Raw genomic sequence first — 19,681 nt, 5'->3', positions numbered from 1 at the left:
AGGAAGAGCGGAAGGAGAAGCGCGGGTGGGACGAAGGCGGGCGGGCGTCAGCCCCCGCCGAGCTGGCGCCAGAGCATCACGGCGAGCACCACGAAGACGGCGAGGCCCGCGCCGCGTCCGATCCGCATGCCCCAGACCTCGGCCCGATCGGCGGGATCGGCATCGCCGCCGAGGAAGTGCCGGCGGGCGCCGAGCACCATCCGCTCGGCCGTGATGCCGGTCTGCGGCTCCGTTTCCTGGCGCACGCGACGCAGGATGGCGTCGGCTTCGCGCTGGCGCGGATCGTCTGGGGAAGAGTGCGGTGTCATGGCCGGGAAACCTGACGGAAAAGCCGGCTCGGGGCAAGCCGGCGCGCACGCTGCACCGCCTCGAAACCGCCGGGGCCTAGAGCCTTTTCCCATCGCGCGCGAGGTAAAAAGCCGGCGCGACAGGCCGCGGCGGTGCCGCTATGATGTGCACCGACCTGAAGACCCGTCGCAGAAGGCCGCCCATCGATGACCGCTTCCGTTCTCGCCCGGCCGGGGTCCGCACCGCGCACCGTCCTTGCCCTTCTCCTCCTGACGCTCGGCGCCCTCCTGTCGGGCTGCGGCGTCAACAACGTGCCGACCTACGAGGAAAAGGCCAAGGCGGCCTGGGCCGAGGTGCAGAACCAGTATCAGCGCCGCGCCGACCTCATTCCCAACCTCGTCGAGACCGTGAAGGGCTTCGCCGCGCAGGAGCGCGACGTGCTCACCGCCGTGGTCGAGGCGCGGGCCAAGGCGACGCAGACGACGATCGACGCCAGCCAGCTCACCGATCCCGCCGCCGTCCAGCGCTTCCAGGCTGCGCAGGACGAACTGTCCGGCACCCTGTCGCGCCTGCTCGTGACGGTGGAGCGCTATCCCGACCTCAAGTCGAACGCCAACTTCCTGGCGCTGCAGAGCCAGCTCGAGGGCACCGAGAACCGCATCGCCGTGTCGCGGCGCGACTATATCGAGGCCGTGCAGGTCTACAACACGGAGCTGCGCACCATTCCAGGCCGCTGGATCGCCGCGATCCTCTATTCCGACGCCAAGCCGATGCAGGTCTTCGAGGCCAGCGTCGGCGCCTCGACCCCGCCGGCCATCTCGTTCGCCAAGTGAGGCGGGTACGCCCGATGGACCGGAGCCCGATCTGACATGCGCTGGCCCGCCCGAAACCCAAGCGGCGAGGCCGCGCCGGGTCGCGCGCCGGCGCCGATCGTGACGGCACCCCGCTCTCCGCCCTTCCCCGGCACCATGCGCTTCGCCCCGCTGGCGTTCGCCGCCCGGCGCTTCGCCCTGCTCGCCGTCGTGCTCCTCGGCTTCCTCATGCCGGCCCTGGCGCAGACGGGGGGCGGGCCGACCTTCCCGGCGCTCACCGGCCGCGTCGTCGATGCCGCCGGGCTCCTCGATCCCGCGGCCCGCGCGGCGCTGGACGCCAAGCTCGCCGCGCACGAACAGGCCTCGTCCGACCAGCTCGTGGTCGCCACGGTACCGGACCTCCAAGGTTTTGAGATCGCCGACTACGGCGTGCGCCTCGGCCGCGCCTGGGGGATCGGCCGCGAGGGCGGGGACAACGGCGCGATCCTTCTCGTCTCGAAGGGCGACCGCAAGGTGCGCATCGAAGTCGGCTACGGGCTGGAGGGCACGCTGACCGACGCGCTGTCGCGCCTCGTCATCGAGAACGACATCCTGCCGCGCTTTCGCGCCGGAGACTTTCCCGGCGGCATCATGGCGGGCACCGACGCCCTCCTGCAGATCCTCTCGGGCAACGCCGCCGAGGTGGAAGCGCGCGCCCGGCGCAATGCCGGCTGGCAGGACAGGGCCGGCTGGCAGGATGGGCCCAGCGAGGACTGGATGACCACCGCCGTCATCCTCTTCATCCTCGCCGTGGCGATCGGGCCGATCCTCCTCGCCCTTCTCGGCCGTCTTCTCGGCCGCCGCCCGCCCCCCGGCGCCTCGGCCGCACGGCGCCGACGATCGGCATGGGGCACCGGTTTCGGCGGGGGTCTCGGCGGCGGTCTGGGCGGCGGTCTGGGCGGCGGCTTCGGCGGCGGGTCCTCGGGCGGCAGCGGTGGCGGTGGCTTTTCGGGCGGCGGCGGATCCTTCGGGGGCGGCGGCGCCTCCGGCGGCTGGTAGGAGATCCCCGGAGATGACGCTGCGCTTCAGCACGGAGGATCACGCCCGCGTCGCGGCGGCGATCCGCCGGGCGGAGACCACCACGGCCGGCGAGATCTACGCCGTCTTCGCCCGGCGCGCCGACGACCACCGCTTCATCGCCGCCGCCGTGGCGCTCGCGCTCTCGCTCGTTGCGGGCTTTGCGGTGGCGCTCCTCGCGCGGCTGCTCGCGGTGCCGCTGCCGACCCTGGCCGTCGAGGCGGGGCAGCTCCTCGGGGCCATTGTCCTCTTTGCCGGGCTCATGCTCTCGCCGCGCCTCGCGATGCTGTTCGTGCCGGTGCGGGTCGCACACGCCCGCGCTGCGGCGCTGGCCCGTGCCCAGTTCCTCGCCCACAATCTCCACGCCACCAGCGAACGCACCGGCGTCCTCCTCTTCGTCTCGGAGGCCGAGCGCTATGCCGAGATCGTCGCCGATGCCGGCATCTCGGCCCGCGTCGAGCCGGCCGAGTGGGAGGCGATCGTCGCCCTCCTGACCGAGGCCGCGCGCAGCGATCTGCTCGCCGATGGCTTCATCGAAGCGATCGCACGGGCCGGTGCTTTGCTGGCGGAGGCCTTCCCGCCGGGCGCGACGAACCGCAACGAGATCCCGGACCGCCTCGTGGAAATCTGACGCGCCGGCCCCAGTTTGGCCGGACGCGCACACGCGCCCGTCACGGGGGCGTGCCAGAAGAGAACGGCGAACCGACATTCGCTGACGATGCCCGGCCGAATGCGCCCGTCGCCGGCCGAAAGACCCTTCGGGAGGACGAGACCCCATGCCGCACGAGCCCAACGCCGCCAAGGCCCGCATCATCGAGACGGTGAGCGCCGGCCTGCCGCCGGGCGATCCGGCGGCGCGTCTCGCCCCGCTCCTCTTCGCGCGCCCCCCGGCCGAGGATCTCGAGGCGCTCGACCCAGCGCTCTTGGCCGCCATGGCCCGCGAGGCAGCGTCGAGCCTCGCTCTTCACCGGCCGGGCGAGGCCTTCGTCGCGGTGCATCGGCTCTTGGAGACCGCCGCCGGCGGCCAGCCCGTGGCGGTGGTGACGATCGTCCAGGACGACATGCCCTTCCTCTTCGACAGCGTCGTCGCCGAGATCGCCGACCGCTCGGCGGCGATCCACTCGATCTCGCATCCGATCCTGGCGGTCTCGCGCAGCGCGGACGGCGCGGTGTCCGGCTTCACCGGCGCCCCCGCCGAAGCGACCGCGCTCGCCGGCGAGCGCGTCAGCCTCATCCAGGTCGCGTTCGAGCCGCTGATGCGCGCCGACGCCGACGCCGCGCTGGAGGCGAGCCTTCGCGAGATCCTGCGTGAGGTCACCGTGGCCGTGCGCGACTTCCCGGCAATGCGCTCGCGGGTGCGCGAGGCCGCCGACGCCATCGCCACCCGCGCGGTGGCGCAAGTGCCGGACCAGGCGGGCGATGACCGCGAGGCGGCAGCCCTCCTCCACTGGCTCTGCGACGACAACTTCATCTTCCTCGGCCTTCGCGAGTTCCGCTACTTCCCCGACGGCGAGGCGCTGCGCCGCGTCGAGGGCAGCGAACTCGGCATTCTCGTCGACCCCGACGTGCGCGTCCTGCGCCGCGAGGGCGCGGATGGCGTCACCAGCCCCGAGATCCGCGCCTTCCTCGAAGATCCCGCCCCGCTCATCGTCGCCAAGGCCAACGCCCGCTCGCGCGTCCACCGGCGCGTCTACATGGACTATGTCGGCATCAAGCTGCGCGATACCGCCGGGGCGCTCGTCGGCGAGCTGCGCGTCGTCGGCCTGTTCTCGTCGGGCGCCTACACCCGTCCCGTCCTCTCCATTCCGTATCTCCGCCAGAAGGCCGAGACGGTGATCCGGCGCTTCGGCTTCTCGCCGCAGTCCCATTCCGGCAAGGCGCTGGCGGTGGCGCTGGAGACCTATTCGCGCGACGAGATGTTCCAGATCGACGTCGATCTCCTCGAACGCTTCGCCGGCATCGTCACCGAACTCGGCGAGCGCCCGCGCATTCGCGTGCTGCCCCGCATCGACCGCTTCGACCGCTTCGTCTCGGTGCTCGTCTTCGTACCGCGCGACCGCTACGACGCGCGCCTTCGCGACGAGATCGGCCAGCTTCTCGCCGAGCGCTACGAGGGCCGCGTGTCGGCTTACTATCCCGCCTTCCCGGAAGGCCCGCTGGCCACGATCCACTTCATCATCGGGCGCTCGGGCGGCGCGACGCCGGAGCCCGATCCGGCCGAACTGGAAGCGGCTATCGGCGATCTCGCCCGCGACTGGACGATCGCCTTCGAGCGCGCCATCGCCGGCACCGGCCGCCATGCCGACCTCCTGGCCCTGGCGCCGGGCCTGCCCGCCGGCTACCGCGACGCGGTGACGCCCGGCGAGGCCGTCACCGACGGCTGGCGGGTTCTGGCGCTCGCCGCGGACGACACGCTCGAGGTGGACTTCTACCGCCGACCAGACGACGCGGCTGCCGTGCTGCGGCTGAAGATCTACCATCTCGGCGAGCCGCTAGCGCTCTCGCGCCGGGTGCCGATCCTCGAGAACATGGGCTTCTCGGCGGTGGCGGAGCGCACCTTCGAGATCGCCCGGCCCGACGGCTCGCGCGTCTTCCTCCACGACATGGAACTGACCCGGCGCGGCGGGGGCGACATCGTCCTGCCCGATGGCGGCGGGGCGCTGGAGGCGACCTTCGGCGCGGTGGCGGACGGGCGCATCGAGAACGATGGCTTCAACGCCCTCGTCTTCGCCGCAGGGCTCGACTGGCGCGAGGCCAATGTCCTGCGCGCCTATGCCCGCTTCCTGCGCCAGACCGGGTTCGCCACCACCACCGAACTGATGGCCGAGGTGCTGGAGCGACAGGGCGCCATCGCCCGCCTGCTCCTCAGGATCTTCGCCAGCGCCTTCGACCCCGCCGCGCCGCGCCGCACCGACATGCTGCCGGCCGAGTTGGAGGGCGACGCCGAGGCGGCGCGGGCCGCCGCGCGCGGCGCGCTCGAACCGCTCCTCGCCGTTCGCGCCGGGCTCGATGCCATCACCAGCCTCGACGAGGACCGCGTCGTGCGGCGCTTCCTCTCGGTGCTGCTGGCGACGCTGCGCACCAACTACTATGCCGTGCCGAAGGTCTCGGCGCGCGAAGGCTCGACCCCGACGGCCGTCGAGCCGGCGCTCGCCTTCAAGCTCGACCCCCATCTCGTCGAGGGCGTGCCCGCGCCCGTTCCCTACCGCGAGATCTTCGTGTTCGACGCCCGCGTCGAGGGCGTGCACCTGCGCTTCGGTCCGGTGGCGCGCGGCGGCCTGCGCTGGTCCGACCGGAGCCAGGACTACCGCACCGAGGTGCTGGGCCTGGTGAAGGCACAGCAGGTGAAGAACGCCGTGATCGTGCCGGTCGGCTCGAAGGGCGGCTTCTATCCCAAGCGCCTGCCCGATGCCGCGCAGCGCGACCGCTGGTTCGAGGCGGGCCGCTCGGCCTACATCGTCTTCATCGCTTCGCTCCTGTCGGTCACCGACAATATCGACGCCGCCGGCGAAACCGTGACGCCGAAGGGCGTCGTGCGCTACGACGAGGCCGATCCCTATTTCGTCGTCGCCGCCGACAAGGGCACCGCCACCTTCTCCGACACCGCCAACGCGGTGGCGGAAAACAGCGGCTTCTGGCTCGGCGACGCCTTCGCCTCCGGCGGCTCGGCCGGCTACGACCACAAGGCGATGGGCATCACCGCGCGCGGCGGCTGGGAGGCGGTGAAGCGCCACTTCCGCGAAATGGGCCACGACGGGCGCGCATGGGACATCCAGTCCGAGCCCTTTACCGTCGTGGGCTGCGGCGACATGTCGGGCGACGTCTTCGGCAACGGCATGCTGCTCTCGCCGCAGACGCGCCTCGTCGCCGCCTTCGACCACCGCGACATCTTCATCGACCCCGCGCCCAATGCTGCCGCCTCACTCGCGGAGCGCCAGCGGCTCTTCGCCCTGCCGCGCTCCTCCTGGGCCGATTTCGACAAGGGCGTGATCTCGAAGGGCGGCGGCGTCTTCTCGCGGCGCGAGAAGGTCATCCGCCTGTCGGAGGAGGCAGCCTGCGCCATCGGCTGGGACAAGCGCTCGGGCACCCCGGCCGAGATCATCTCGGCGATCCTGCGCGCGCCCGTCGACCTCCTCTGGTTCGGCGGCATCGGCACCTACATCCGCTCGACCACTGAGAGCCATCTCGACGTCGGCGACCGCGCCAACGATCCCGTGCGCATCACCGCGCGCGAGATCCGCGCCAAGGTGATCGGCGAGGGCGCCAATCTCGGCCTGACCCAGCGCGGCCGCATCGAGGCGGCGCGTGCCGGCGTGCGGCTCAACACCGACGCGATCGACAACTCGGCGGGGGTCAACACGTCCGACGTCGAGGTCAATATCAAGATCGCCGTGCGCGGGCCGATTGCCGAGGGGCGCCTCGCGCGGCCCGAGCGCGACAAGCTGCTGGCGTCGATGACGCCCGAGGTCGCCGCGCTCGTGCTCGCCAACAATTACGAGCAGACCCTCGCCATCTCGCTGGAAGAACGCGCCGGCCCTGCCCGCCTCGCGCTCCAGGCCCGGCTGATGTCGGCGCTGGAGGAGACCGGCGCCCTCGACCGCGAGGTCGAGACGCTGCCGAGCGACGCCGCCATCGCCGACCGGCGCGCCCGCGGCCTCGGCCTCACCCGGCCCGAGATCGCGGTCCTCCTCGCCTATGGCAAGATCGACCTCTTCAACGCGATCGTCGCCGCGCCCCTGACCGACGATCCCTATTTCGAGGATCGGCTCTTCCGCTACTTTCCGCATGCGGTCGTGGACGCCTTCCCCGGCGACATTCGCGGCCATCGCCTGCGCCGCGAGATCATCGCCACGGGCCTTGCCAACGATCTCGTCAACCGGCTCGGCCCGAGTTTCGCGACGGTGGTACGCGACGCCACCGGCCGCAGCGCTTCGGCCGTCACCGCCGCCTTCGTGGCCGCCTATGACGGCTTCGCGGTGGCCGATCTCGTCGGCCGCATCGATGCGCTCGACGCCGCGCTGCCTGGCGAGACGCAGAACGACCTCTATGCCGGCGTCTCGCTCTTCCTGCAGGGGCTGGTGGTGCGCCTCGTGCGTGAGACGATGGGCGATCTCGGCGAGACCGTCGCGGCACTGCGCGAGCGGCTGCAGACCCTGAAATCGGGGATCGTCGATCTCGCCAGCGAGCGGGCGCGGGCCGAGTTCCAGGCACGCGAGGCCGGATGGCGCGAGCGCGGCGTGCCCGACGACATCGCCGCCGACGTCGCGCTCCTGCCGCTTCTCGGCCTCATCCCCGATCTCGACGCTGTTTCACGTGAGACGGGCCAGCCGATCGAGCGCGCGGCGGCCGCCTATTTCGCCCTGACCCACGCCCTGCATATCGGACGGCTGGAATCGGCGATCTCGACGCTGCGGCCGAGCGACTATTACGAGACCTTGGCGCTGGAGCGCGCCGCCAGCCAGATCGGGCGTGAGCGTCGCCGCCTCACCGTGCTGGCCCTTCGACAGGGAACCGGCGAGGATCCCGTTGCCGACTGGACGGCGGCGGAAGGCGAAACGCTGCGCGCCTCGGCCGAGCAGATGCGACGCCTCGCCGGCACCGGCGAGACGTCGGTCGCCCGCCTGACGCTGGCCGCCGGCCTGCTGCAGGATCTCGGCCAGAGCTGACGACAATAAAGGTCAGCAATGTTGACATAGTTTCCCGCCGCGTGAGAAGACGCGGCGGGAGGACCTGCCGATGACCCTGACCGATCTCTTCGCGACCCGCTCCGCGCGCATGCGGGCATCCGAAATCCGAGAGCTTCTCAAGCTGCTCGACCAGCCCGACATCATCTCGTTCGCCGGCGGCATTCCCGACCCCGCTTTGTTTCCGCACGAAGCGTTCCAGACCGCCTATGCCGAGATCCTCGGCGGCCCGGCGGCCAACGCCGCCCTGCAGTACCAGGTGAGCGAGGGTTACCTGCCGCTGCGCCGCTGGCTGGCGGGCGAGATGGGCAAGATCGGCGTCGCCTGCGACGAGGGTAATATCCTCATCACGTCCGGCTCGCAGCAGGCGCTCGACTATCTCGGCAAGCTCTTCCTGTCGCCCGGCGACACCGCGCTCGTGACCTGGCCGACCTATCTCGGCGCGCTCCAGGCCTTCAACGCCTACGAGCCGCGTTACGACCGGCTGACGCTGGCCGGCGGCAACATGACGCCGGAGGCCTACCGCACGGCGGCGCGCGCGGCCGGCGGCGAGCCGAAATTCGCCTATCTCGTTCCCGACTTCGCCAACCCGACCGGCGAGACGCTGGACCGTGCCGGGCGCGAGGCGCTGCTCGATCTCGCCGGCGAGCTCGACATCGCGGTGATCGAGGACGCCGCCTACCGGGCGCTGCGCTTTGATGGCGAAGGCGTGCCGCCGATCCTGGCGCTCGACTGCGCGCGATCGGGAGGCATCGACAGGGCCCGCACGATCTACTGCGGCTCCTTCTCGAAGATCCTGGCGCCGGGCCTTCGCGTCGGCTGGGTCTGTGCCCCGCGCCCCATCATCGACAAGCTCGTGCTGATGAAGCAGGCCGCCGACCTCCATAGCCCCTCGATCAACCAGATGGCGATCCATCTCGTTGCCGAGACCGCCTATGACACCCAGGTCAACAAGCTCGTCGCCGCCTACGGCGCGCGCCGCGATGCGGTGCTGGCGGCGCTGGCCGCCCACATGCCCGAGGGCGTGCACTGGAGCCGGCCGGAGGGGGGCATGTTCGTCTGGCTGACGCTGCCCGACGCAATCGACACGACCGACCTTCTGGCGCGCGCCGTCCGCGAGGCTCGCGTCGCCTTCGTGCCGGGCAGCGCGTTCCATGCCGACGGCTCTGGCCGCAACACGCTGCGCCTGTCCTTCACGCTGGCCAACGAGCGCGCCGTCGCGGACGGCATCCCGCGATTGGCGGCGCTCATTCGGGACACGCTCGCGGCCTGACCGCAGACCTGACGTCCGCCCGCCGCCCATGCCGCCTCCTTCGCCCCTCCGGGGAGAAGGTCCGGCATGGGAAGAGAGGACTTCCGTCGTAGTCCAACGGAACGACGAACGCGAAGCGCCGGACATTCCGACGCCAAGCTCCTCATCGCCCTGCCGGGCACTTCTCCCCGGACGGGCGATGAAACCTCGTCTTGAAACCTTGGGGAACGTTCGGCCGCCGAACGCCAGCGACCAAGCGCGCCGCATAACCAACGAAGCCTCGCGCGGGGGCGAGGCTTCAGTCCGGCGCCGAGGCGACCAACCGGCTTACTTCTTGCCGGAATCCTTCTGCGGCGCGGCGAACTTGCCGGGGACGGTCATCGCCGCCGCATCGACCTTGGTCTTCTTGTCCGCCTTCGGCTTGCGGGTTTCCTTGTTGCTGCGAACCTGACCCTTGGCCATCTCAACTCTCCCGACGACCGCCGCCGGCGGTGTGTCCGCCGGCCCGTCGCGATCCAACCGTTGTCATCGCGCGTTTTGCGGAGCCGGGCAAGCGTCCGGGCCCGGCAGCGCATGCGCCGGGTGCAACGGCCGGACGCCGTTGCGCGTTGCACCTGTCAGCGGCCGATCGATCGGCCAGCACGAGGACCACCCGCATGGCAGACGACGAGATCACCACGTTGATCTGGGGGCATCGCACCCAGAAACCCGATCCGCATGCCTGGAACATCGGCGGCTCGATGCGTGAACAGACGGCCGCGCGCTGGGAATCGCTGCGCCACGCCATCAACTACGCCGTCGGCATGCAGGACGACCGCGAGCGCGAGGACCTGCATCCCTGGATCCGCACGCCGCAAGGCCACGTCTATTCGCCCGCGACGATCGAGGTCATGGCAGCGGTGATGCTGGAGCCGCGCGAGCGGCTGTCGAAGGCCTCCGCGCGCGGTTCGGACGTCGGAGTGCCCCGGCTGACGCCCGATAGGTTCCTGCGCGTCGCCCGGCCGGCGGGCTGACACCGGACGGACGCACGCAACAGGTCGGACGAGAACGATGGGTTCGGCGCATCGCAGGACGGATGGGACGCCGGGCAGCGCCGAACCGGATCGTTCCGCCGCTCTCTATCGCGGCACCATGACAGGCGCATGTCCGCGGGGTGGCGGAACAAAGTGGCCGCTGCGGTAAGGCGGCGTTCGCTTCCGCCGCATCGGTCGATCTGCCGGACTGGCATGCCACGCTGTCCCACCATGGCCGAGGCCACATTTCGGTCGGACGGCATCCCCTTTCGATCGAGCGCCCGCCCTTTTTCAGGGTCCGAACATCCCAACGGTCGGGACGTCTCGTCCAAAGCCTCGAACCCTCGATGCCATAAACGGATATGGAGACATGGAAGTTTAAGTCTGCGTCGAACCACCGAACCGTAGCAGGAGCAACGGAGCGGATCGTCCCCGCTCCCGACGCCTCGGACGCCTGTCGCCCGTCAGCGAAAGAGCCACGCAATCCCACGCCCCTCGCGTCAGACGGCGACGGCCCGGCGCGAGGTCGGGCGGGCGCGCAGCGCGTCGAGCGCGTCGGGGTTGGCGCGGCCCCAGGCGTAGAGCAGTTCCACCGGTTCGACGAAGCGGCGGCCGAGCGCCGTCAGGCGATACTCCACCGCCGGTGGCACGGTGCCCTCGACATGCCGGGTCAGGAGGCCGCTCGCCTCCATCTCGCGGAGCGTCTGCGTCAGCATCTTCTTGGAGATGCCGGGCAGGCTGCGCAGCAGGACGCCGGTGCGCGCGCGGCCCTCGTGCCGGGCGTCGAGCGTGTGCAGCACCATGCTCGTCCACTTGGTCGCGAAGATCTCCATCACCCGGCGCGGCGCGCAGTCCTCGCGCCAGTCCGTCTCGTCGCTCCGCGTCTGCATCTGGATACCCTTTGGTGCCTATGTCCCCGAATGGTTCCGTCTAGCCGCTCGCCCCGCGGCTGCCTAGGTGCCGGTCCACGACGACAATCCGGAGAGACGATCATGACGAAGACGGCACTGGTGGTGGGCGCGAGCGGCATCGTCGGGAGCGCGACGGCGGCGCTTCTGGCCTCCGAGGGCTGGCAGGTGCTGGGCCTCGCCCGCAAGCCGGGCGAGCAACCCGGCGTGACGCCGGTGGCGGCCGACCTGCAGGATCCCGCCTCGCTGGAGACGGCGCTCGAAGGCCTGACCCCGCAGGCGGTGTTCATCACCACCTGGGCGCGGCAGGAGAGCGAGGCCGAGAACATCCGCGTCAACTCGGCGATGGTGCGCAACCTGCTGGCGGCGCTGAGGCCCGCCGGCTCGGTGCGCCACGTCGCGCTCGTCACCGGTCTCAAGCACTATCTCGGCCCGTTCGAGGCCTACGGCCAGGGCACCCTGCCGCAGACGCCGTTCCGCGAGACCCAAGGCCGGCTCGACGTCGACAACTTCTACTATGCGCAGGAGGACGAAGTCTTTGCGGCCGCCGAGCGCGACGGTTTCACGTGGAGCGTCCACCGCCCGCACACGGTGATCGGCAAGGCCGTCGGCAATGCGATGAACATGGGCACGACGCTCGCGGTCTACGCCACGATCTGCCGCGAGACCGGACGGCCCTTCCGCTTCCCCGGCTCGGCCGCGCAGTGGAACGGCCTGACCGACATGACCGACGCGCGCCAGCTCGCTCGCCAGCTGCTCTGGGCCACGCAGACCCCGGCCGCGGCGAACCAGGATTTCAACATCGTCGACGGCGACATCTTCCGCTGGAGCTGGATGTGGGGCCGCATCGCAGGCTGGTTCGGCCTCGAGCCCGCGCCCTTCGACGGCACGGTGCAGACGCTCGAGGAACAGATGGCGGGGGATGCGCCGCTCTGGCGCGAGATCGCCGCACGCGAGGGTCTCGCCGAGGCCGATCTCGCCCGCCTTGCCTCGCCCTGGCACACCGACGCCGATCTCGGCCGGCCGATCGAGGTGGTCACCGACATGTCGAAGAGCCGCCGCCTCGGCTTCACTGCCTACCAGACGACGGACGAGGCCTTCTTCGATCTCTTCGCGCAGCTGCGCACGGATCGCCTTATTCCCTGACGGGGCACGGGCAGACACATCGACCGGGCGGCTGACGCCCGGTCGGCTCGTGAAAGACGCGGGATCAGCGAACCGGTATTTCGCCCTCGTCCTCGCCGTTCCAGTAATGGATGCGCGCGGCATGGACCTTGACCAGCACGATGCCGGGCGTGTCGATGCCGTCCTTGAACCAAGTGTCGAGATCCTTGGTCCAGTGCGCCTCGAAGACGGCCTTGTCGCGGATCAGCTCGGCGACGCCCTCGACCGAGATGAAGAGCGGCGGCTTGCCGAGAAGGCCCTTCTTGCCCTGGAAGCCGAGCCCGACCTTCGGGTCGCGCTCGATGTCGGAGACGGTGCGCGCCGTCTCGTAGGTGAAGAAGAACGAGTCGCCCTCGTAGGCGACGTCGCCATTGTTGCTCATCGGCCGCGCGGCGATGGCGCCGCCCTCGGTGCGCGTCGACAGCATGCAGAAGTCGATGTCGCGCATGGCGTCGGACAGGTCGGACAGGGTCATATCGGTCATGGCAGTCTCCCGTGGGGTTCACGCCATCAACGCACGGACGCCGGGCGGGCTCCATCGCTTGGCGCGGGCTGCGAAACGGCCGAGCAGCCAGCCAACCCGGCGACGGGCACCGAGCGCCACTCGGAACGGACCGCTGCCCTCAAACCGCCGCCCGAAGCGTCGCCTCCAGCAGCGTCTCGGCGCCCGCCACCGCGAAGCGCGGTTCGACGAACTCGGCCTCGTTGTGGCTGATCCCGTCGCGGCAGGGCACGAAGATCATCGCGGCGGGGGCGAGGCGCGCGAGGAACAGCGCGTCGTGGAAGGCGCCGGAGACGAGGCGGCGCGAGGCGTGGCCGGCCACTGCGGCCGACGCCTCCACCAGCGCCACCATCGCCGCGTCGAAGGCCACCGGCGCCATGTCGAAGACCACCGTCGCGCTCGCCTCGCAGCGGGCCTCCGTGGCCGCTTGCCCCAGTTCCTCGCGCACCATGCGCTCGATGGCGTCGAGCGCCTCGGCGTCTGGATGGCGCAGGTCCAGCGTGAGGACGACGCGCTCGGGAACGGCGTTGATCGAGCCGGGTTCGGCCCGGATGCGCCCGACCGTCAGGCGCGCCAGCCCATCGCGTGCCATCACCCCTGCGAGCCGGTGAAGCGCGGCGGCCGCGGCCACCATCGGATCGCGGCGATAGGCGGGCGGCGTCGTGCCGGCATGGGCGGCGGCGCCGGTGATCGTCACCTCCAGCCAGCGCGTGCCCTGGATGCCCGTCACCGCGCCGATGGCGAGGCCCTCGCGCTCGAGCACCGGTCCCTGCTCGATATGGAGTTCGAGATAGGCCGAGATCGGCCGGCCGAGCGGGCGAAGGGCCGCGCCGGGCAGGGCGTCGAGCGTCGCCGCCAGCTCGTCGCCGAGCCGCGCGCCGTCCGGTCCATGACGGCCCGCCCATTCGGGCGACAGCGCGCCGGCGGCGAAGGCCTGCGACCCCAGGCAGCCCGGCAGGAAGCGGCTGCCCTCCTCGTTGGTCCAGACCGCCAGTTCGACCGCGCGGCGCGTGGCGACGCCGGCATCCTCCAGCGCCTCCAGCACCTCGAAGCCGGCGAGGACGCCGAGCGCTCCGTCGAAGCGCCCGCCGGTCGGCTGGGTGTCGAGATGGCTGCCGAGAAGGAGCGGCGGCAACGCGCCGTCCGTGCCGGACCGGCGCAGGAATAGATTTGCGGCTGCGTCCTGCTCTACCGTGAAGCCGCGTGCGACGCCGAGCCCCGCCAGCATCGCACGCACCTCGCGGTCGCCCACGGTGAGCGCCTGACGATCGACCCCGCCGCGCGGCGTGGCGCCGACCGCCGCGAAGGCGTCGAGGCGTTTCAGCAGCCGGTCGGCATCGATGCGGGGAGGCGCCGCGCTCACCGCCCGAGGCCGGCGATGAAGCGCTTGACGCGCTCGGGCTCGACCGGGTTCCACCAGACGCCGTCGTGCTTCAGGGAGCTGGCGACGATCACCCCGTCGACGATGTCGAGAATGTCGCGGGCGTTCTCGGGCGTCACGCCGCTGCCGACCAGCGTCGGCAGGCCGGACGCTTCCTTGATCATGCGGATGTAGCTGAGATCCGCCGCATGGCCGGTGCGCTGGCCAGTGGCGATCACCGCATCGGCGTCGAAGAAGACGAGGTCCTTGACCTGCTCCTCCACCGGGCGGTCGGCGACGATGGCGTGCGCGCCGTGCTTCACATGCGCGTCGGCGAAGATGCGGATGCCCTTGGCGCGAAGCTGCGCGCGGTAGCGCATGGCGCGGGCGGCCTCGCCCTCGATGAAGCCCTCGTTGGCGACATAGGCGTTGGCCCACTGGTTGACGCGCACGAAGGCGGCGCCCGACGCGCTGGCGATGGCGAGCGCGGGAATCGAGGCGTTGGCGAGCACGTTGATGCCGATGGGCTTCCCAAGTTCGCGCCTGATCCGGTCGGCGACGACGCTCATGTGCGCGGCGGTCTCGGGGCCGATGTCGTCGGGCTTGGCGAAAGGCACGTCGCCGTGGTTCTCGACGATGACGCCGTCGCAGCCGTTGGCGAGATAGGCGATCGCGTCATTCAGCCCGCGGGCGTAGATCGCCTCCACCGCCTCGCCGTCGAAGCGGGGACTACCGGGCAGCGGCAGGAGGTGGACGACGCCGATGATCGCCTTCGAACGGCCGAAGATCGCCGTGATGGCGTCGCCGCCGACTTGTCCAATGGGTTGGGGGCCGATGGGTTGGGTGCTCATGACGGATCTTTCGGTTCTGACAGGAGGAGCGCGGCGATCTCGGCGGCGCTCGGACAGGATTCCAGCGTGCCCGGCCGCGTCACCGCGATGCCGGCCGCCGTGACGGCGAGGCGCAAGGCCCGCGTCGATGTATGCCCTCGCGCGAGGAGCCCGGTGAAGACGCCGCAGAGGACGTCGCCTGCCCCGCTCGTGTCGAGCGGCGTGACGGGCGCGGCGGGAAACTGCCGCGTGCCGGCCGTATCCACCATCAGTGCGCCGCCGGCGCCGAGGCTGACGATCACCTGCGCCGCGCCGAGCGCCCGCAAGCGGGCGGCAGCGACGGCAGGGTCATCCGCGCCGGTCAACGTCCCGGCCTCGCCGGCATTGACCACGAGCCAGTCGACGGCGTCGAGGCGCCACGTCTCGCGCTCATCGAGCGGGCTGGCGTTCAAGATCGTCGTCGCACCGCGCGCCCGCGCGAAGGCGAGGCAGGCTTGCGTGACCCCCGCCGGCAGGTTGCCCTGCATCAGGAGGATGTCTCCGGGCGCGAGGCGGGCCGTCAGGCCCGTCCCCGCCAGCGGGTCGAAGCCGCGCGCGCGATCGTTGAGCGTGGCGATGGCGTTCTCGCCGACGGCGTCGACGAGGATGGCGGAGCTGTCGCTCGGCCCCGCCGCCGTCACCAATCCGGCAAGGTCGAGGCTTTCAGCCGCCAGCCGCTCGCGGATGGTGCCCGCGGCAGCGTCCGACCCCAGCGCCGCATGGAGGGTGACGCGCGCGCTGGTGCGGCTCGCGGCCACCGCCTGGTTGGCGCCCTTGCCGCCGAGGCCCTGCCCGCCGCCGTCGGCGTTCAGCGTTTCGCCGGGCGCGGGCAGGCGCACCAAGCGAAACGTCGTGTCGAGCCCGGCATTGCCGACGACGTGGACGGTGGAGGCCGGACCCGCCATCGGCCTCAATCCTTGGCGATGGACCAGGCGAGCATCGCGGCGAAGAGCTTGGCGTAGCCCTCCCAGGCGATGAAGGTCGAGGGCAGCCAATGCGGGCCGACGTCCGAGGTCCAGACCACCGAGCGGCCCTTGCCGTAGGTGCCGGTGACGAGGAGCGGCTGCGAGCCGTATTCGGTGGAGACGGTGGCGAGAACCTCGGCGCCCGGCTTCAGCTCGACCTCGTTGTAGCCCAGAAGCACCGGCCACTCGGCCCCGAGCCCCTCAAGGATCGGGTGCGAGGCGGCGCCCGTCACCACCGGCGTGAAGCCCTCGGGCACCTCGACGCGGTCGTCGAAGCGCAGGCACGTCACGGGCAGCACGTCCTCGACCGGGGTGCGGGCATAGCGCGCACCGCCGTTGATGCCCTGGAACGAGTAGTAGCCGCCGAACATCAGGAGCGCGCCGCCTTCCTCGACATACTGGCGCAGGAGCTTCAGCCGGTTCGGGGTGGTCTTGGAATGGATCCACGTGTCGGGATGCAGCAGCAGCGTGTTGGCGCCGATGTCGGACAGGATCACCGCGTCGTATTCGCGTAAGCCCTCGATCGTCTGCGGGAAGTCGCGCTGCGCGGCATGGGCGGGCATGAAGGTGATGTCGAACGGGCTGTCCTTCAGCGCCGCGAGGAGTTCGTCCGCGCCCTGGTGGTAGGTGACGGTCGGGAACTGGTCGAAGCCCTTGATGTGCGTCGCGGTGGACACCCAGGATTCGCCCGCGAGGAGGACCTTGGATCGGGACATGATGCTGTTTCCTTGGGAAGAAGACGAGGAGGAAGGGAGCGCTTTACGCCGCTGAGGAGAAGACGGCGCGCGGGTTGTCGACGAGCATCCGGTCGATCACGGCCGCGTCGAGGCCGTGGCGCTTCAGGCGCGGCACGAAGTGCTTGAGGATGTAGGCGTAGCCGAAGCCGCCGAAGCGGGTCAGCATCATCTTGAGGAAGACGTCCTGGCTGAGCAGCAGCCGGTCGGCATGGCCGAGATCCGCCAGCGAACGGATGGCGCGGGCGTTCTCCTCGTCGGAGGGCGACTGCGAGTCGGCGTCGGCATAGTAATAGTCCATGCCGATCATGTCGTATTCCAGGAACGCGCCGCGTTGGGCCAGCGCGCTCTGGTAGGGCAGGTCGTCGTGGCTGGGGTTCATGTGGCAGAGCACGGTGTGCCTGAGATCGGCCCCCTCGCCTTCCACGATGTCGAGCACCTCGTGGGCGAGGCGCTCCCAGCCCGGCAGGTGGATCGACAGGGGCACGCCGGTGCGCGCCGAAGCCCGCGCCGAGGCCCGCAGCGACTTGCGCTCCTCGGCCGTGAAGTCCTTGGACACCCCGACCTCGCCGATGATGCCGGCGATGACCTCCGGCTTCTCGGCCGCGCCGCCGACATCGTGGACGAGGAACTCCGTCACCTCGTCGACATCCATCCGCTTCAGCCAGTCGGGATGGGTGTGCTCGAGATAGAAGCCCGAGCCCATCACGATCTTCAGCCCGCTCATGCGCGAGATGCGCGCGAGCTTCTGCGGATCGCGGCCGATGCCGATATTGGTGGGATCGACCACCGTGTGGCCGCCGAGCGCCTGGAAGAGCTTGAGCTCGGAGAGCGCCAGGTCGCTGTCGGTCAGCGAGACGTTGTCGCGGTTGATGTAGGGGTTCATCCGCAGCTCGCCGATGATGCCCATGTGCACGGGCTCCTCGGCCATCGCGCGAAGATCGGGATGGCACGGGCAGGACCACGACTTTTCGCCGTCGATGAAGATGTGCTCGTGCATGAGCGTGACGCCCATGTCTTCGACCGGGATCGGTCCCGCGACGGTCATCGCATGGCCGGTGGCGACGCCGATGCCGGTGGGCGCGGGGGTGCGGGGCTGGAAGTCGAGTTCCATCGGGTCAGCGCTTGCGGGACGCGCCGCGGAACAGGCGGAAGTTCAGCCAGATCGCGACGAGGATGATGCAGCCGGTGATGATCGGCGTCAGGAAAGGCGACATGTGCGAGAGGATCAGCCCGTTGGCGATCACCGAGACGGTGAGCGCGCCGAGAACAGTGCCGACCAGCGTGCCGCGCCCGCCGAAGAGGCTGGTGCCGCCGAGCACCACGGCGGCGATCACCTCCAGCTCGAAGCCCTGGCCGGAATTGGACGAGCCCGAACCGAGCCGCCCCGCCAGCACGATGCCGGCGAGCGCGGCGGCGCTGGAGGAGAGGACGTAGACCATCATCGTGGTGAAGCGCGTGTCGACGCCGGCCCGGCGCACCGCCTCGGCATTGGCGCCGATGCCGGTGACGTAGCGGCCGAACCGCGTCTGGTTGAAGGCGATCCAGGCGATGATCAGCGCGGCGAGCGCGATCCAGGCGGGAATGGGCACACCGAGGAACCAGCCGCGACCCATGATCACGAACGGGCTGTCGGGCGCGATGGGGATCGAGTAGCCGCCGGTGATGAGGAGCGCCAGGCCCCGGATCACCGAGAGGCCGGCCAGCGTCACGATGAAGGCGGGAATGCCCTCGTAGGCGACGAAGAAGCCCTGCATCGCACCGACGAGTGCGCCGAGCGCCAGCATGGCGAGGATCACCACCGGCCAGGGCAGACCGAACTGCAGGAGCGCCGCCGAGAGCGCGCAGACCAGCGCCAGCACCGAGCCGACCGAAAGATCGATGCCGCCGGTTGTGATGACGAAGGTCATGGTGGCCGCGACGATGAGGAGCGGGGCCGACTGGCGGATGATGTTGAGAAGGTTCGGCGTGGTGAGGAAGGCGTCGGTGGTCAGCGTGAAGAGAAGGCAGACGAGGGCGAAGAAGATCGCGATCGAGGCGACGCTGCCATTGGCCATGAAGCGATCGCGCCAGTTGGTCCGGCGCACGCGCGGCGCATGGCCCGGTGCATGAAGGGGGGCGGCATGAAGGGGGGCGACGTCGAGCGCCGCATCGGTCTTGGTGGGGGTCATGCCGGCAGGGCTCCCGAGTCTTCGCCGCGATGCCCGGCCGAGCGCGCCTGGAACTTGCGGCCGACGATGAGGTTCACGACGTCTTCGATGCTGGTGTCCTCGATACGCCGCTCGGCGACGTTGCGGCCCTCGTACATGACCTGGATGCGGTCGCAGACGAGGAAGAGGTCCTGCAGGCGGTGGGTGATGAGAATGACGCTGACGCCGCGCACCGAGACCGTGCGGATCAACTCCAGCACCGCCTCGACCTCGGCCACCGCGAGGGCGGCCGTCGGCTCGTCCATGATGAGAACCTTCGGATCGAAGGAGGCGGCGCGCCCGATCGCGATCGACTGGCGCTGGCCGCCCGAGAGGTTCTCAACGAGAAGCTTCGTGTCGGCGATGACGATGCCAAGCCGCTCCAGCATCGACTTGGCGTCGGCATGCATGCGCGGCTTGTCGAGGAAGGGGAGCCCGGCGACCTTGCGGCGCGGCTCGCGGCCGAGGAAGAGATTGCCCGCGACATCCACCGTGTCGCAGAGCGAGAGGTCCTGGTAGACCATCTCGACATGGGCGGCGCGCGCGTCGGCGGGAGATGCGAAGGCGACGGGAACGCCGTCGATCTCGATCGTGCCGCCATCGGGCACCACCGCGCCGGACAGGACCTTCGACAGCGTCGACTTGCCCGCGCCGTTGTCACCGACGAGGCCGAGCACTTCGCCCGGCGCCAGCCGCAGCGAGACGTCGTGCAGCGTCTGGATCGGCCCGTAGCGTTTCGAGATCCCGGTCATGCGGACGCGATCGGGCGGGGGAAGGGTCATGGCTTGAGGTCCTGCATCGGATGCGGACGCCGCCGGACGGGCGGCATCCGATCGGCTGGATGGTTCGCGGGACGGGAACCCCGCGGGCGAGATCGCCCACGGG

General features: G+C 70.6%; 18 protein-coding genes. 7 read left to right on the top strand and 11 right to left on the bottom strand.

What is annotated here, in order from left to right:
* Positions 1–47: 47 nt before the first annotated feature.
* The gene (locus AUL33_RS14585) at positions 48–308 is read right to left on the bottom strand and encodes a hypothetical protein (protein WP_062209535.1); all 261 of its coding nucleotides are present in this window, start codon (positions 306–308) and stop codon (positions 48–50) included.
* A 186-nt stretch (positions 309–494) separates the two neighbouring features.
* On the opposite strand from AUL33_RS14585, the gene AUL33_RS14580 reads away from it, so the two are divergent.
* From AUL33_RS14580 to AUL33_RS14560, 5 genes are all read left to right on the top strand, one after another.
* Positions 495–1,121 (top strand): LemA family protein, encoded by a 627-nt coding sequence (locus tag AUL33_RS14580; protein ID WP_062209532.1) that lies wholly within the window; start codon positions 495–497, stop codon positions 1,119–1,121.
* 207 nt (positions 1,122–1,328) lie between these two features.
* Positions 1,329–2,138 carry a TPM domain-containing protein gene (locus tag AUL33_RS14575; RefSeq protein ID WP_156419430.1) on the top strand — a complete coding sequence of 270 codons (810 nt, stop codon included), beginning with the start codon at positions 1,329–1,331 and terminating at the stop codon, positions 2,136–2,138.
* Positions 2,139–2,151: 13 nt separating this feature from the next.
* Positions 2,152–2,787, top strand: a complete 636-nt coding sequence (locus tag AUL33_RS14570; protein ID WP_062209529.1) for a TPM domain-containing protein — start codon at positions 2,152–2,154, stop codon at positions 2,785–2,787.
* Between the two features lie 145 nt (positions 2,788–2,932).
* Entirely contained in the window at positions 2,933–7,822 is a 4,890-nt protein-coding gene (locus AUL33_RS14565; protein WP_062209526.1) for an NAD-glutamate dehydrogenase, read from the top strand.
* 70 nt (positions 7,823–7,892) lie between these two features.
* On the top strand, positions 7,893–9,113 hold the full coding sequence (locus AUL33_RS14560) for a PLP-dependent aminotransferase family protein (protein WP_062209523.1): 1,221 nt from the start codon (positions 7,893–7,895) through the stop codon (positions 9,111–9,113).
* A gap of 306 nt (positions 9,114–9,419) precedes the next feature.
* Here AUL33_RS14560 and AUL33_RS22675 read toward each other — a convergent pair whose 3' ends face one another.
* A complete protein-coding gene (locus tag AUL33_RS22675) occupies positions 9,420–9,611 on the bottom strand; it encodes a hypothetical protein (protein WP_156419428.1) in 192 nt (63 codons plus the stop codon).
* 137 nt (positions 9,612–9,748) lie between these two features.
* On the opposite strand from AUL33_RS22675, the gene AUL33_RS14555 reads away from it, so the two are divergent.
* Entirely contained in the window at positions 9,749–10,105 is a 357-nt protein-coding gene (locus AUL33_RS14555; protein WP_062209520.1) for a hypothetical protein, read from the top strand.
* 500 nt (positions 10,106–10,605) lie between these two features.
* Here the strand turns inward: AUL33_RS14555 and AUL33_RS14550 are convergent, their stop codons facing one another.
* Positions 10,606–10,995 (bottom strand): helix-turn-helix domain-containing protein, encoded by a 390-nt coding sequence (locus AUL33_RS14550; RefSeq protein ID WP_062209516.1) that lies wholly within the window; start codon positions 10,993–10,995, stop codon positions 10,606–10,608.
* Positions 10,996–11,097: 102 nt separating this feature from the next.
* On the opposite strand from AUL33_RS14550, the gene AUL33_RS14545 reads away from it, so the two are divergent.
* Positions 11,098–12,159, top strand: a complete 1,062-nt coding sequence (locus tag AUL33_RS14545) for an SDR family oxidoreductase (RefSeq protein ID WP_062209513.1) — start codon at positions 11,098–11,100, stop codon at positions 12,157–12,159.
* A gap of 64 nt (positions 12,160–12,223) precedes the next feature.
* Here the strand turns inward: AUL33_RS14545 and AUL33_RS14540 are convergent, their stop codons facing one another.
* The 8 genes from AUL33_RS14540 to AUL33_RS14505 all read right to left on the bottom strand — a co-directional run bounded on the left by AUL33_RS14540 (position 12,224) and on the right by AUL33_RS14505 (position 19,578).
* Positions 12,224–12,661 (bottom strand): pyridoxamine 5'-phosphate oxidase family protein, encoded by a 438-nt coding sequence (locus tag AUL33_RS14540; protein ID WP_062209510.1) that lies wholly within the window; start codon positions 12,659–12,661, stop codon positions 12,224–12,226.
* 139 nt (positions 12,662–12,800) lie between these two features.
* Positions 12,801–14,042 (bottom strand): Zn-dependent hydrolase, encoded by a 1,242-nt coding sequence (locus AUL33_RS14535; RefSeq protein ID WP_062209507.1) that lies wholly within the window; start codon positions 14,040–14,042, stop codon positions 12,801–12,803.
* Positions 14,039–14,890: a BtpA/SgcQ family protein gene (locus AUL33_RS14530; protein WP_062209504.1), complete on the bottom strand. Its 852-nt coding sequence runs from the start codon at positions 14,888–14,890 to the stop codon at positions 14,039–14,041. The genes AUL33_RS14535 and AUL33_RS14530 overlap by 4 nt, the downstream gene beginning before the upstream one ends.
* Positions 14,887–15,813: a PfkB family carbohydrate kinase gene (locus tag AUL33_RS14525; RefSeq protein ID WP_062209500.1), complete on the bottom strand. Its 927-nt coding sequence runs from the start codon at positions 15,811–15,813 to the stop codon at positions 14,887–14,889. The genes AUL33_RS14530 and AUL33_RS14525 overlap by 4 nt, the downstream gene beginning before the upstream one ends.
* A gap of 5 nt (positions 15,814–15,818) precedes the next feature.
* Complete coding sequence (locus AUL33_RS14520) at positions 15,819–16,589, bottom strand: glutamine amidotransferase (protein WP_062209497.1); 771 nt, start codon at positions 16,587–16,589, stop codon at positions 15,819–15,821.
* Positions 16,590–16,632: 43 nt separating this feature from the next.
* Positions 16,633–17,721, bottom strand: coding sequence for a phosphotriesterase (locus AUL33_RS14515; protein ID WP_062209494.1), 1,089 nt, complete (start codon positions 17,719–17,721; stop codon positions 16,633–16,635).
* 4 nt (positions 17,722–17,725) lie between these two features.
* On the bottom strand, positions 17,726–18,664 hold the full coding sequence (locus AUL33_RS14510; protein ID WP_244492258.1) for an ABC transporter permease: 939 nt from the start codon (positions 18,662–18,664) through the stop codon (positions 17,726–17,728).
* Between the two features lie 110 nt (positions 18,665–18,774).
* A complete protein-coding gene (locus AUL33_RS14505; RefSeq protein WP_062209491.1) occupies positions 18,775–19,578 on the bottom strand; it encodes an ATP-binding cassette domain-containing protein in 804 nt (267 codons plus the stop codon).
* Between the last annotated feature and the right edge of the window lie 103 nt (positions 19,579–19,681).

The organism is Aureimonas sp. AU12 (genome assembly GCF_001463705.1).
Classification (GTDB): Bacteria; Pseudomonadota; Alphaproteobacteria; order Rhizobiales; family Rhizobiaceae; genus Aureimonas.
This window is presented reverse-complemented; position numbering and strand designations above follow the sequence as displayed.

What these genes read in the sequence shown, in the direction of transcription:
- AUL33_RS14555 (WP_062209520.1), top strand. Translation starts at nt 9,749, where the DNA reads ATGGCAGACGACGAGATCACCACGTTGATCTGGGGGCATCGCACCCAG.
- AUL33_RS14510 (WP_244492258.1), bottom strand. Translation starts at nt 18,664, where the DNA reads ATGGCCAATGGCAGCGTCGCCTCGATCGCGATCTTCTTCGCCCTCGTC.
- AUL33_RS14515 (WP_062209494.1), bottom strand. Translation starts at nt 17,721, where the DNA reads ATGGAACTCGACTTCCAGCCCCGCACCCCCGCGCCCACCGGCATCGGC.
- AUL33_RS14570 (WP_062209529.1), top strand. Translation starts at nt 2,152, where the DNA reads ATGACGCTGCGCTTCAGCACGGAGGATCACGCCCGCGTCGCGGCGGCG.
- AUL33_RS14550 (WP_062209516.1), bottom strand. Translation starts at nt 10,995, where the DNA reads ATGCAGACGCGGAGCGACGAGACGGACTGGCGCGAGGACTGCGCGCCG.
- AUL33_RS14525 (WP_062209500.1), bottom strand. Translation starts at nt 15,813, where the DNA reads ATGGCGGGTCCGGCCTCCACCGTCCACGTCGTCGGCAATGCCGGGCTC.
- AUL33_RS14585 (WP_062209535.1), bottom strand. Translation starts at nt 308, where the DNA reads ATGACACCGCACTCTTCCCCAGACGATCCGCGCCAGCGCGAAGCCGAC.
- AUL33_RS14540 (WP_062209510.1), bottom strand. Translation starts at nt 12,661, where the DNA reads ATGACCGATATGACCCTGTCCGACCTGTCCGACGCCATGCGCGACATC.
- AUL33_RS14505 (WP_062209491.1), bottom strand. Translation starts at nt 19,578, where the DNA reads ATGACCCTTCCCCCGCCCGATCGCGTCCGCATGACCGGGATCTCGAAA.
- AUL33_RS14520 (WP_062209497.1), bottom strand. Translation starts at nt 16,589, where the DNA reads ATGTCCCGATCCAAGGTCCTCCTCGCGGGCGAATCCTGGGTGTCCACC.
- AUL33_RS14580 (WP_062209532.1), top strand. Translation starts at nt 495, where the DNA reads ATGACCGCTTCCGTTCTCGCCCGGCCGGGGTCCGCACCGCGCACCGTC.
- AUL33_RS14545 (WP_062209513.1), top strand. Translation starts at nt 11,098, where the DNA reads ATGACGAAGACGGCACTGGTGGTGGGCGCGAGCGGCATCGTCGGGAGC.
- AUL33_RS14530 (WP_062209504.1), bottom strand. Translation starts at nt 14,890, where the DNA reads ATGAGCACCCAACCCATCGGCCCCCAACCCATTGGACAAGTCGGCGGC.
- AUL33_RS14575 (WP_156419430.1), top strand. Translation starts at nt 1,329, where the DNA reads ATGCCGGCCCTGGCGCAGACGGGGGGCGGGCCGACCTTCCCGGCGCTC.
- AUL33_RS14560 (WP_062209523.1), top strand. Translation starts at nt 7,893, where the DNA reads ATGACCCTGACCGATCTCTTCGCGACCCGCTCCGCGCGCATGCGGGCA.
- AUL33_RS14565 (WP_062209526.1), top strand. Translation starts at nt 2,933, where the DNA reads ATGCCGCACGAGCCCAACGCCGCCAAGGCCCGCATCATCGAGACGGTG.